We start from the raw sequence: 10,670 nt of genomic DNA, 5'->3' as shown, positions 1-10,670 counted from the left end.
GCCTCGGCGGGCGCGGCGGCGGCGGCCGGTGCGGCCTCCTGGGCGAAGGCGGTCGCGCCGAGCGGCGCCCCCGCGAGCGTCGCGGCGAGCATCAGCCCGGCCAGCGGCTTAAAGGTCAATTTCATCGTTGGTATCCCCTTTCCCCGACGATCGTTACAGAGCGGCCGGGCCAGTTTCGCCCGTCCGGATGCGTACGGCTTCTTCGACATTGAGGACGAAGATCTTGCCGTCGCCGATCTTGCCCGTGGCCGCGGCGGCCTTGACCGCTTCGACCGCCTTGGCCGCGGACGCATCGTCCACCACGGCTTCCAGCTTCACTTTCGGCACGAAGTTCACTTGGTACTCCGCGCCGCGATAGATCTCGGTCTGGCCCTTCTGGCGGCCGTAACCCTTCACTTCCGACACCGTCAGGCCTTCGACGCCGGCGGCGACCAGCGCCTCGCGGACCTCGTCCAGCTTGAAGGGTTTGACGACCGCTATGATCAGTTTCATCCGGCTTGCTCCGGTCCGCCTTGGGCGGACCCCCCTTGTTGATGGCTAGAGCGGATTTGCTCACTCGATCACCGCGACGCCGCCGGATGCGGCCGCGTCGTTTCCCCGGCGCTCGTACGCTATCGGTCACGGTTCCCGAGCGGGGGTGCGGGGTAGGCAATTGGAAACGAAAGAGGCAAGGCGCCTTAAAAAGTATCATCGATCGCTCAGTTTGCGCGCTTCTGCGGCAAATACGTCGTCCAGCGGCGCCGTGGCGCGCGGCGTCGCGCAACGTCTACAATGACGGCTCTTCCGCCGTTCCGAAGGATTCTCCGATGACGCCCCTGTGGGCCAAGATCGCCCCCTGGGGCCTGCTGATCTGCTCCAACGTGTTCATGACCTACGCCTGGTACGGCCACCTGAAGGGCAAGCCGCTGGCCTTGCCGGTGGCGATCCTCAGCAGTTGGCTGATCGCGCTTCCCGAATACATGCTGGCGGTGCCCGCCAACCGCATCGGGCACGGCGTCTATTCCACGGCCCAGCTTAAGACCGGCCAAGAAGCGATCACCCTGATCGTCTTCACGTTGTTCTCGTATTTCTATCTCGGCGAGGCCATCCGCTGGACCACGATGCTGGGCTTTGTGCTGATTTTTGCGGGCGCGGCGCTGGTGTTCTTCTTCAAGTAACGGCGAAGTCTGGATCACGAGCCCGTGATGGGCTGCAACGGAGTCGCAATCTGGAGCGTAAAGCCGGCCTGAGTTTCAAGCGAAAGGACCAGGCCATGTATGTGACGCGCTTCCTCTCCGCCGCGGCGGCCATGGCGCTGCTGTCGGGCGTCGCCATCGCCCAGACCGCCGATCCGGCGGCTCCGGCCCAGCCGCCGGCCGCCGCGCCGCCCGCCGCCACCTCGGCCCCGGCGACCCCGGCCGCCAAGGTGACGCCGAACGGCGACCTGATCGCCACGGCCCAGGCTTCGGGCCAGTTCACGACCTTCCTCAAGGCCCTGGATGCCACCAACCTGACCAGCGTGCTGAAGAGCAATCCGAACCTGACGGTGTTCGCGCCCACCGACGCGGCCTTCGCGGCCCTGCCGGCCGGTGAACTCGATCGCCTGATGCAGCCGGCCAACGCCGCCCAGCTGCAGAAGGTGCTGACCTACCACGTGATCAACACCAAGGTGGACTCGACCAAGATCACCGGCGCCAAGGGCGAGGTGAAGACGGTCGAGGGCTCGTCGGTGACGCTGGACGGCAGCGGCGCCTCGCCGATGGTCGACGGCGCCAACATCGTGCAGGCCGACGTCATGGCCACCAACGGCGTGCTGCACGTGGTGGACAAGGTGCTGATCCCCAAGGACGTTCCGATCCAGGCCGCCGCGGCCGCCACCGATGACGCCGCCACCAGCATGGCCTCGGCCACGACGAACGCCGACGCCATGTCGGCGACGGATGCGGGCGCCGACGTCGCGGCCCAGACGGCCCCGGCCGCCACGCCGGCGCCCGACCAGGCGACCACGCCCTCGGCGACCGACGCTCCCGCCGACCAGGCCCTGAACCCGACCACGGCTCCGGCTCCCGCCGATCCCACCGCCGCCACGACCGCGCCGGTCGCCGACACCGGCACGGCCGCGCCGACCTCGGCCACGCTGCCGGCCTCGTCGATGAGCCCGGATCAACAGGCCACGCTGAAGGCCGGCGACGCCAACGTCGTCTCCAACCCGCCGGTCGCCGACACGCCCGAGAACCGCAAGGCCTACGGCGCGCCGCTGTCGAACGCCGGCAAGCGTTCGGGCGCCAAGGGCAACTAAGTACGAAGACGGCGTAACAAACGACGTCCACTTCGCTTGAAGCGACAGTCGGCGGGCCCTATGGTCCGCCGACTTTTTCAGGCCCCTGTTCGGACGTCATGCCCGCCGCCCCCAAATCATTTCAAAGCCTCATCCTGACGCTCCACAACTACTGGAGCGAAAAGGGCTGCGTGATCCTGCAGCCGCACGACGTGGAAGTGGGGGCGGGGACGCTGCATCCGGCCACGGTGCTGCGCGCGCTCGGCCCCAAGCCGTGGAACGCGGCCTATGTCCAGCCCTCGCGCCGCCCGGGCGACGGCCGTTATGGCGAGAACCCCAACCGCCTGCAGCACTACTACCAGTACCAGGTGATCCTGAAGCCGAACCCGGCCAACATGCAGGACCTTTACCTGGGTTCTCTGGAGGCCATCGGCCTGGACCTGCGCACCCACGACATCCGCTTCGTCGAGGACGACTGGGAAAACCCCACCGTCGGCGCCTGGGGTCTGGGCTGGGAAGTCTGGTGCGACGGCATGGAAGTGTCGCAGTACACCTACTTCCAGCAGGTCGGCGGCCTGGACGTATCGCCCGTCGCGGGCGAGCTGACCTACGGCCTGGAACGCCTGGCCATGTACGTGTTCGGCGTCGATAACGTCTATGACCTGCCGTTCAACGATCCCGACTCGCCGCTGGGCGCGCTGACCTATGGCGACGTCTTCCTGGCCAACGAGCGCCAGCAGTCGGAAGCCAACTTCCACGGCTATGACGTGGCCGTGCTCAAGCAGCAGTTCGAGCAGATGGAAGAGCAGGTGCCGCTGATGCTGGCCCGCTCCTACAAGAACGAGACCCTCGTCCTGCCCGCCTACGACATGGTCCTCAAGGCCAGCCACCTCTTCAACCTGATGAACGCCCGCGGCGCGATCGCCGTCGCCGAGCGCGCCTCCTACATCGGCCGCATCCGCGACCTTTGTAAGATGTGCGCCCAGAAGTGGGTCGAGCTGCAGGAAGCCGCGTAACTCCAATGCCTCAACTGCTTCTCGAACTGTTCTCCGAAGAGATCCCCGCCCGCATGCAGGGCCAGGCCGCCAAGGACCTGGAACGCATGGCGCGCGAGCACCTGGCCGCCGCCGGCTTCCTGCCCGAGGCTCTGAAGACCTTCGCTGGCCCGCGCCGCCTGACCCTGGTGGCCGAAGGCCTGCCGCTGGCCCAGGCCGACCGCAAGGAAGAGCTCAAAGGTCCCCGCGTCGGCGCTCCGCAGCAGGCCATGGACGGCTTCCTGCGCAAGGCCGGCCTGACGCAGGACCAGCTGGTCGAGCAGAACGGCGTCTGGATGGCCTTCGTCGAAAAGAAGGGCCGCCCGACCGCCGAGATCGTCGCCGAGATGGTGGAAGCCATCGTCCGCGGCTTCGCCTGGCCCAAGTCGATGACCTGGGGCACGGGCAAGCTGCGCTGGGTGCGGCCGCTCAAGCGGATCCTCTGCGTGCTCGACCGTGAAGTGGTGCCGTTCGAGATCGACGGCATCGTCAGCGGCGACGTCACCGAGGGCCATCGCTTCATGGGTGACGCCAAGCCCTTCGTCGCCAAGGATTTCGACGAGTACGCGGCGGGCCTGGAGGCTCACTACGTCGTGCTTGACGTCGAGGAGCGCAAGGAACGCATCCTCGAAGGCTGCAAGACCCTGTGCTTCGCGCGTCACCTGGAACTGGTCGAGGACATCGGCCTGCTTGAGGAGGTCGCGGGCCTGGCCGAATGGCCGACGCCGGTGCTGGGCGACATGGACCCGTCGTTCCTCGACCTGCCGCCCGAGGTGATCCGCACCTCGATGCGCACCCACCAGAAGTATTTCGCCGTGCGCAAGCCGGGCGAGGCGGGCCTGGCCCCGCACTTCATCACCGTGGCCAATATCGAGGCCAAGGACGGCGGCAAGGTGATCGCCGCGGGCAACGCCAAGGTGCTGTCGTCGCGCCTGGCCGACGCCCGCTTCTTCTGGGACGAGGACGTCAAGACCGGCTTCGAGCCGTGGCTGGCCAAGCTGGAGGGCGTGACCTTCCACGCCAAGCTGGGCACCATGGCTCAGCGCGTCGATCGCATCGTCGCCCTGGCCGGCGAGATCGCCCCCCTGGTCGGCGCCGATGTCGCCAAGGCCAAGGAAGCCGCGCGCCTGGCCAAGGCCGACCTGACCTCGCAGATGGTCGGCGAGTTCCCCGAGCTGCAAGGCGTCATGGGCGGCTACTACGCCCGCCACTTCGGCCTCGACGCCGAGGTCGCCGCCGCGATTGAAGGTCACTACAAGCCGCAGGGCCCGTCGGACGCCGTCCCGACCGCGCCGGTCAGCGTGGCCGTGGCCCTGGCGGATAAGCTCGATACGCTGGTGGGCTTCTTCGCCATCGACGAGAAGCCGACGGGTTCGAAGGATCCCTATGCGCTACGTCGCGCGGCGCTGGGCGTGATCCGGATCATCCTGGAAGCGGGTAAGCGTTTCCCGCTGAGCGAGGTTCTAAAGCCTGCGCATGCCAGGGCCCATGAAGCGGCCACCGCAGGCCTCTGGCGCTTCAAGGCGACTGACGAGGGGAAGCTGGTCGAAGGTGGACCGGTGCTCATCGACGAAACCGTCGTCCGTGACTTGATTGCCTTCTTCGCCGACCGCCTGAAGGTGACTCTGAAGGACCAGGGCAAGCGCCACGACCTGGTGGACGCCGTGTTCGCCCTGGGCGACGACGACCTCGCCCGCATCGTCGCGCGGGTCGAGGCCCTGGACGGTTTCCTGAAGACCGACGACGGCAAGAACCTGTTGGCCGGCTACAAGCGCGCCTCCAACATCCTCAAGGCCGAGGAGAAGAAGGGGCCGCTGCCGGAAGGCCAGGCCGAAGAGCCCGCCGCCGACAGCGCCGCCGAGGTTGGCCTCTACCAGGCCCTGCGCCTGCTGGACCGCCCGCTGAAGGACGCGCTGGCCAAGGAAGACTTCACCGACGCCATGGCCCAGCTGGCCGAGCTGCGCGGCCCGGTGGACGCCTATCTCGACGGCGTCTTCGTCAACGACCCCGAGCACCGCGACAACCGCCTCAAGACCCTGGCCGCCGTCCGCGCGGCCATGGGGCTGGTGGCGGATTTCGGGTTGGTTGCGGGCTGATCGCCTCCAAGGAACCTCCCCCTGTGGGGGAGGTGATCGCGAAGCGATCGGTGGGGGGAGTGGTTGCTGAAACGGCCATACGCCGCGGCGGCTGAAAGCGTCCCCCCCACCGGCCTTCGGCCGCCTCCCCCAGAGGGGGAGGTTCTCCCTCTACTCACACATCCGACCGCTTGGCGTTGACCGCGTCGGTGCCGTCGGCCTCCTCGACCATCAGCGCGCCGTCGGCCGCAGGTCGGGGACGAGCGTCAACCGTCGCTCAATTTCTCCCGTCATTCCCGCAGCAGCGGCAGCGACAGCCCGCCGGCTTGCCTGGCGCCCAGGATCTCCCGCCGGAACCGGAACAGCTCGGCCGGGCGGCCGCCGGTCTCGCTGTCGAGGCGGCCCAGGCCCTCGACAAGGTCCTCGCGTTCGACCACGCGGCGGAAGTTCTGCTTGTGCAGCGGCACACCGGCGATGGCCTCGACGGTGCGCTGCAAGGCCGAGAGGGTGAACTCGGCGGGCATCAGTTCGAAGGCGACGGGGCGATACTTGATCTTGCCGCGCAGGCGCGAAAGGCCCGTGGCCAGGATGCGCCGGTGGTCGGAGATCATCGGCTCGCCCAGGGCGGCCGACAGGGCGACCGGCTCGGCCGGGTCGTGGCCGTCGGCGCGATCGCGGTCGCGGGCGGCTTCGGGCGCCAGGCCGGCCTCGTAGAGCAGCTCGTAGCGCTCGAGCACTCGTTCCTCGTTCCACGGCGCGCCGTCCAGGGCGAACGCCAGGCGGGCGCGCGACAGGCGGTCGGCGTCGTCGCCGGCCCAGCGGCGCAGGGCCGGGGCGATGGCTTCGTCCAGCAGGGCCGGGCGGCCAGCGCGCCAGTCTTCCCAGGGAAAGAACCGGGTCCACGGCGCCCAGGCGGTGTCGGGGGCTTGCGTGTCGGTGGCCTTGGGCGTCAGGCCCAGATAGCCGATCGAGACCACGCGCGCCGCGCCGGCCCCGACCTCGGCGCGCGGGGCGTCGCGGCCCTTGTCGCCGAAGGTGTAGAGCTGTTCGACATAGCCCAGCTGGAACCGCGTCTGCTCGGTGACGAAGGCGCGCAGGGCCAGCTCGAAGGTGCGGTGGCCCTCGGGGTCGAAGGGGCCGAAGGGCAGGCCGGGCAGGGGCGAGGCGATGTCGGTGATCGCGTCGTGCGGCCGTACGGTCAGCACCACGACCTCGCCGTCGCGCACGGCGACGACCACGGCCGACAGGCCGATGACGATGCCGGAAGAGGCTGCTGGCGGAGCCGTCATTCGGTCTCGAAGGCTTCGCCCGGCGCCGACTCGTAGCCGGCCGCCTTGGACAGCACGTGGAAGCGCTGGACGTAGCGTCCTTGCGCCTCGAACGGGGGCAGGGGCGTGATCTTCAGGTCGTAGCCGGCCGGCGGCGCGCCGAAGATCGACAGGGATTCGCCGTGCTCGAAGCCGGCCAGCTGGGTGGCCTCGAAGAAGGCGCAGGCGCGGTCGGCCTGCTTGATCAGCTTCTTGACCGGGGCCGGGGTCTTCACCGGCAGGCCGAAGCGGATGTGGATGGCGTCTTCCAGCCGGGCCTCGAAGTCCTTGTACGACACGCCCAGCGCCGCCTTGAAAGGGCTGATCATGTCGCCGATCACGTATTCGGAGGCGTCGTGCAGCAGGGCCGCCAGGCGCCAGCGCGGCTCCAGGTCGGGCTTGATGTGGGCGGCGATCTCCTCGACCACCAGGCTGTGCTGGGCCACCGAGAAGCCGTGGTCGCCGATCGTCTGGCCGTTCCAGCGGGCCACGCGCGCCAGGCCGTGGGCGATGTCCTCGATCTCGATATCCATGGGCGAGGGGTCCAGCAGGTCCAGCCGGCGTCCCGACAGCATCCGCTGCCACGCCCTCGGAGGGCTTTTATGCAGCCCTTTGGCCACGAGATCGTTCCTTATGGTGAAGGTGGTTTGAGTGCCGCATCGCTTGATGAAGATCAATGATGGCCCGGCCCGACGCCTGTGGAAATGCGTTTTGTCAGAAAGCGTACCGAGGCGCGTGACAGTCGAAAGTGGAGACCGGTTTCGACGACCGTCACGCGCCAGGCAAAAGGAGGATGGATCATGAGCTGGGCAAGGATCATGGCGCCGCTGGCGGGAGCCAAGCCTGACGAGGGCGTGCTGCGGGCCGCCGCCGTGCTGGCGGGCGCCTTCGACGCCGAACTGGCCGCCGTCCACGCCCCGGCCGACGTGGCCGACCTGATGCCGTGGATGGGCGAGGGGTTCATGGGCGGCGTGCAGGTCACGGCCCTGGAAAGCCTGAAGGAGGCCGCCGTCGAAGGCGCGCACGCCGTCGAGACCATGGTCGCGGCCGTGGGCTATCCGAAGTCGCGCGTGACCACGCTGGAATCGCCCGTCTGGGCGGGGCTGGCCATGGAGTGCCGGCTGTCGGACGTCATCGTCTTCGACAGCGCCGCCGCGCGCGGCAAGGGCCCGCTGGCCGAGGCCTTCCAGCAGATGATCGCCGACGAGCAGCGGCCCGTAGTCGTGGCTCGCGAGGGTCTGAAGGTCGGCGGGACGGCGCTGGTGGCCTGGGACGGCGGCAAGGAGGCCAGCCGCGCCCTGCGCACGGCGCTGCCGCTGCTGCAGAAGGCCTCGCGGGTGGTGGTGGCCGGCGCGCCGGCGGCCTCGTCGCGCAGCTTCGAGCTGGCCCGGATGGTCGACTTCCTGGCCGCCCGGGGCGTTTCGGCCCAGGTGCGGGTGCTGGAAGGTTCGCACGACGCGGCCAAGCTGCTGCTGGAGGCGGCCAAGGCGGAGGGCGCCGATTTCCTGGTCGCCGGCGCCTTCGGCCACCCACGACTGCAGGAGTTCATCTTCGGCGGCACGACGCGCAGCCTGCTGAACGCCGACGGCCCGTCGCTCTTCCTGTCGCACTGACCCGTTTCAACCAACAAGAAGGAGGCAGTCCATGTCCCTATCGCGCATCGTCATGCGTCTGGCCCGCAATCCGGGCACCGAATTCGCCGGCGGCGACGATCATCGCGGCTACGCCCTGACCGCGCCGCTGACGGCCGACGGTCACCTGGACGAGGCCCAGTACGCCAAGGCGAGGAAGGACTGCGCGGTGCGCCGCTTCGCTCCCGACGAGGACGCGGCCGACGGTCGCCTGGCCCGGCGCGGCGAGCGCTGGTTCTTCGACTATGACGAGGACGACCAGATCGACGACGAGCCGGTCCACCGCCTGGGCGAGCACCGCTTCGCCGTCGGCGAGTACGTCACCGTCACCGACGAGGACGGCCGGCCGCTGACCTACAAGGTGATGGAAGTCACGCCGATCTGAAGCCTGAGACGGAGATCCTCCCCCTGAAGGGGGAGGTGGCCCGGAGGGCCGGAGGGGGAAGTCCGTGACGAGGTCAGTGCATCCTCTGCGCCAGCAATCTCTTCCCATCAGTCGTTTCGCGACAGCTCCCCCTTCAGGGGGAGCATCTCGAGGCCTCAACCACCGACGTTGTGGCGGACCAGGGCCTTCATGTCCTTGAACAGGTCGCCGTCCTCGGAGTTGCGGTCCTTGGCCTTGACGATGGCCACGGCCAGCGGGCCGCCCTTGGGGCCGCGGGCTTCGTAGCCGGCCAGGTGATATCCGCCGGGGGCCTTGTCGCTGGCCAGGACCAGGGTGGCGCGCACGCCGTCGTTCTCTTTCTGGCGATGGCGAACGACCGCGCCGTGGTCGTCGGCGCGGATGTCGACCTCGCCGTCCTTGTCGTCGGAGCTGCTGACGCGGACGGTGCGGCTCTCGCGGCCGCCGTCCTTGCGCTCCTCCACCGAGGTGGAGCGTTCGCCGTCCTTGCTGGTGACGTTCTTGGTGATACGGACCTGGGCCTCGCCGTCGTCGGCGTTGATGGTCATGCCGCCGATGCGGATGTCGGCGCCTTCGTCGCGGGCGTCGATGCTGAGGCCCGGCAGCTTGATCTGCGCGGTTTCCTTGCCTTTGGGCGCGCCCGGCGCGGCCGGAGCCTTCAGGTGCGGCATCAGCGCCTTGAGGTCGGTCTCGATCGGGTTCAGCGCGGCTTCGGCGTCGTCGCCCTGCAGGGCCACCAGGCGCAGGGTCACCTCCGCGTCGTCGCCGGCATAGCCGCACGACTTGCCATCCGGCGCGATGCTGACGCGGGTCAGCCGGCCCTGGCGATCTGGGCAGTCCAGCCGCTCGATGGCGCGCAGGGGCTCGCGCTTGTGGATCACGCGCTCGTGCCGCTCGGTCTTCACCGAGGCGGGCGGCGAGCAGGCGGCGAGGGCGGCGGCGCCGGCGGCCAGGACCAGGATGAGGCGCATCGAAGAATATCCTTCACGTTCGGCGCGAAGGTGTGCGGCTCGGCGACCGGCGTCCAATGAAATTGCGGTAACGGGACTATTGGCCCGGGCGGGCGCTACCTTCGCGGCGGGCCAGGAAGGCCAGGCGCTCGAACAGGTGGACGTCCTGCTCGTTCTTCAGCAGGGCGCCGTGCAGCGGCGGAATCAGCTTGGTCGGATCCTTCTCGCGCAGCACGGTCTCGTCGATGTCCTCGACCAGCAGCAGCTTCAGCCAGTCCAGAAGCTCCGACGTCGACGGCTTCTTCTTCAGGCCCGGGACCTTGCGCATGTCGTAGAAGATGCGCAGCGCCTCGGCGACCAGCTTCTGCTTGATGCCCGGGAAGTGCACGTCGACGATGGCCTGCATCGTCTGCTCCTCGGGGAAGCGGATGTAGTGGAAGAAGCAGCGGCGCAGGAAGGCGTCCGGCAGTTCCTTCTCGTTGTTGGAGGTGATGATCATCACCGGCCGCACCTGAGCCTTGATGGTCTCGCCGGTCTCGTAGACGAAGAACTCCATCCGATCGAGCTCCTGCAGGAGGTCGTTCGGGAACTCGATGTCGGCCTTGTCGATCTCGTCGATCAGCAGCACGGGGCGGACGGGCGATTCGAACGCCTCCCAGAGCTTGCCCTTCTTGATGTAGTTCTTGACGTCCTTGACGCGCTCGTCGCCCAGCTGGCTGTCGCGCAGGCGGGTGACGGCGTCGTATTCGTAGAGGCCCTGCTGGGCCTTGGTCGTCGACTTGATGTGCCAGGTCAGCAGCGGCGCGTTCATCGCCTTGGCGACCTCGTAGGCCAGCACCGTCTTGCCCGTGCCCGGCTCGCCCTTGATCAGCAGGGGGCGTTCCAGGGCCACGGCCGCGTTGACGGCGACCTTCAGGTCCTCGGTGGCGACGTAGTCGGCGGTGCCTTCGAAGCGCGAGCTCATGCGGTGTCCCTGAACGGCGGCCCCGGATGGAGCGCGCCTCGAACAAGTG

11 protein-coding genes are annotated in these 10,670 nt (G+C 68.5%); 6 read left to right on the top strand and 5 right to left on the bottom strand.

Features of this window, described 5'->3' with window-relative positions:
- Positions 1-153: 153 nt before the first annotated feature.
- Complete coding sequence (locus DDF62_RS24665; RefSeq protein WP_035046383.1) at positions 154-492, bottom strand: P-II family nitrogen regulator; 339 nt, start codon at positions 490-492, stop codon at positions 154-156.
- 314 nt (positions 493-806) lie between these two features.
- Between DDF62_RS24665 and DDF62_RS24660 the strand changes: the two genes are divergently transcribed.
- The 4 genes from DDF62_RS24660 to glyS all read left to right on the top strand — a co-directional run bounded on the left by DDF62_RS24660 (position 807) and on the right by glyS (position 5,387).
- Positions 807-1,157, top strand: a complete 351-nt coding sequence (locus DDF62_RS24660) for a DMT family protein (RefSeq protein WP_101718941.1) — start codon at positions 807-809, stop codon at positions 1,155-1,157.
- 95 nt (positions 1,158-1,252) lie between these two features.
- Complete coding sequence (locus DDF62_RS24655; RefSeq protein ID WP_116491556.1) at positions 1,253-2,278, top strand: fasciclin domain-containing protein; 1,026 nt, start codon at positions 1,253-1,255, stop codon at positions 2,276-2,278.
- Between the two features lie 98 nt (positions 2,279-2,376).
- Complete coding sequence (locus DDF62_RS24650; RefSeq protein WP_116491555.1) at positions 2,377-3,273, top strand: glycine--tRNA ligase subunit alpha; 897 nt, start codon at positions 2,377-2,379, stop codon at positions 3,271-3,273.
- A gap of 5 nt (positions 3,274-3,278) precedes the next feature.
- A complete protein-coding gene (gene glyS / locus DDF62_RS24645; RefSeq protein WP_116491554.1) occupies positions 3,279-5,387 on the top strand; it encodes a glycine--tRNA ligase subunit beta in 2,109 nt (702 codons plus the stop codon).
- 269 nt (positions 5,388-5,656) lie between these two features.
- Here glyS and DDF62_RS24640 read toward each other — a convergent pair whose 3' ends face one another.
- Both DDF62_RS24640 and DDF62_RS24635 read right to left on the bottom strand, forming a co-directional pair.
- Positions 5,657-6,655: an NUDIX hydrolase gene (locus tag DDF62_RS24640; protein ID WP_116491553.1), complete on the bottom strand. Its 999-nt coding sequence runs from the start codon at positions 6,653-6,655 to the stop codon at positions 5,657-5,659.
- A complete protein-coding gene (locus tag DDF62_RS24635; RefSeq protein WP_116491552.1) occupies positions 6,652-7,293 on the bottom strand; it encodes a YfbR-like 5'-deoxynucleotidase in 642 nt (213 codons plus the stop codon). Before DDF62_RS24635 ends, DDF62_RS24640 begins: the two co-directional genes overlap by 4 nt.
- 180 nt (positions 7,294-7,473) lie before the next feature.
- Between DDF62_RS24635 and DDF62_RS24630 the strand changes: the two genes are divergently transcribed.
- Together DDF62_RS24630 and DDF62_RS24625 are read left to right on the top strand one after the other, a co-directional pair.
- Positions 7,474-8,286 (top strand): universal stress protein, encoded by an 813-nt coding sequence (locus tag DDF62_RS24630; RefSeq protein WP_116491551.1) that lies wholly within the window; start codon positions 7,474-7,476, stop codon positions 8,284-8,286.
- Positions 8,287-8,317: 31 nt separating this feature from the next.
- Entirely contained in the window at positions 8,318-8,689 is a 372-nt protein-coding gene (locus DDF62_RS24625; RefSeq protein WP_116491550.1) for a hypothetical protein, read from the top strand.
- 155 nt (positions 8,690-8,844) lie between these two features.
- On the opposite strand, the gene DDF62_RS24620 is transcribed toward DDF62_RS24625, so the two are convergent.
- Positions 8,845-9,678: a hypothetical protein gene (locus tag DDF62_RS24620; RefSeq protein WP_116491549.1), complete on the bottom strand. Its 834-nt coding sequence runs from the start codon at positions 9,676-9,678 to the stop codon at positions 8,845-8,847.
- A gap of 76 nt (positions 9,679-9,754) precedes the next feature.
- Positions 9,755-10,621, bottom strand: coding sequence for an AAA family ATPase (locus DDF62_RS24615; protein ID WP_101718931.1), 867 nt, complete (start codon positions 10,619-10,621; stop codon positions 9,755-9,757).
- Positions 10,622-10,670 lie beyond the last annotated feature (49 nt).

Source organism: Caulobacter radicis (genome assembly GCF_003094615.1).
In the GTDB taxonomy this organism is placed as follows: Bacteria; Pseudomonadota; Alphaproteobacteria; order Caulobacterales; family Caulobacteraceae; genus Caulobacter; species Caulobacter radicis.
This window is presented reverse-complemented; position numbering and strand designations above follow the sequence as displayed.